This window comes from Streptomyces ossamyceticus (assembly GCF_001418475.1).
Taxonomy (GTDB): Bacteria; Actinomycetota; Actinomycetes; order Streptomycetales; family Streptomycetaceae; genus Streptomyces; species Streptomyces ossamyceticus.
Genome location: NZ_LIQX01000806.1, coordinates 1 through 1295, shown reverse-complemented (window position 1 = coordinate 1295; position 1295 = coordinate 1). Strand labels below are relative to the sequence as shown.

Below are 1295 nucleotides of genomic sequence, written 5' to 3'. Positions count from 1 at the left end.
CGAGCGCCGCCAGGTCGTCGTTCGAGCCGTAGCGGGGGGCGACGTTCAGATAGTCGGCGACGTCGTAGCCCGCGTCGCGGAACGGCGAGACGAAGCACGGGTTCAGCCAGACGGTGTCGACGCCCAGCCAGGACAGATGATCGAGTTTCTCGGTGATGCCGGCGAAGTCCCCGATGCCGTCCGCGTCGGAGTCGGCGAAGGACTGCGGGTAGATCTGGTAGAAGACGGCGTCGGCCAGCCAGGTCGGGGCAGGACGGAACGAAGTCATACCGTCGACCCTAGGCGAGGGTGCTCGCCGTCCGCTGCCCCGAGCCAAGGCCTAAGCTGAACCGATGTTCACCCCGCAAGGCCCCAGCCTCCGCGAACTCGCCGTTCAGGCACTCTCCTCCGTCGAACACGGCTACGACCTGCTCGCGCCGAAGTTCGACCACACCCCGTTCCGTACGCCGGACAGCATCCTCGACGCGGTGGAACGGGCCCTGACCGCGATGGGCCCCTTCGACCACGGCCTCGATCTGTGCTGCGGCACGGGCGCGGGCATGGAGGTCCTCCGCGAGCTGTGCCGGGAGAGCGCCACCGGCGTCGACATCAGCGCCGGGATGCTGGCGGTGGGCAGGGACCGGCTCACCGCGGGGTCGGGCGACCGAGACCGCGATCGGGACCGCCGCGACGGCGATCGGGACGGCGACTGCGACCGTGATCGGGACGGTGCCGCCGCCGGGGCTCCCCGCCTCTCCTGGGTGCGCGGCGACGCCCTCGCGCTGCCCTTCGGGCCCGTCTTCGACCTGGCCGTGAGCTTCGGGGCGTTCNNCGTTCCCGCTCCCGGCGCCCGCGCCGCCCCGGTCGCCCTGGTACTGGGCGGCCCTCGGCTTCGACGCGGCGATGCGGGTCCGCAACACCGTCTGGCGGCCGCCGTTCGTCATGTACTACCGGCCGTTCCGCCTCGGCCTCGTACGGCACGAGCTGGAACGGGCCGGGTTCGACGTCGAACTGTTCGCCCTGCCCGAGTTCGGGCCACGCCCCGACGGCAGCCCACGCTGCCGGATGGTCGTGGCCACCCGCCCGCACACCCCCGGCCACCGGGCCGCGCGGTAGCGGCCGCTGCCGTCCAGCCCTCCGACCAGGCGTCGCGGCCGCTACCGCGCGGCCCGGTGGCCGGGGGTGTGCGGGCGGGTGGCCACGACCATCCGGCAGCGTGGGCTGCCGTCGGGGCGTGGCCCGAACTCGGGCAGGGCGAACAGTTCGACGTCGAACCCGGCCCGTTCCAGCTCGTGCCGTACGAGGCCGAGGCGGAA

General features: G+C 73.0%; 1 protein-coding gene and 2 pseudogenes. 2 read left to right on the top strand and 1 reads right to left on the bottom strand.

The genetic code is table 11. The features are described from left to right. Window positions 1–268, bottom strand: a 268-nt coding sequence (locus AOK15_RS48110; RefSeq protein WP_240508803.1) for an alpha-amylase family glycosyl hydrolase, incomplete at its 3' end; no start/stop codon positions are given. Between the two features lie 64 nt (window positions 269–332). Between AOK15_RS48110 and AOK15_RS48105 the strand changes: the two are divergent. Then, window positions 333–809, top strand: a pseudogene (locus tag AOK15_RS48105) (methyltransferase domain-containing protein); the annotation flags it as partial. 2 nt (window positions 810–811) lie between these two features. Then, window positions 812–1095, top strand: a pseudogene (locus tag AOK15_RS48100) (SAM-dependent methyltransferase); the annotation flags it as partial. Between the last annotated feature and the right edge of the window lie 200 nt (window positions 1096–1295).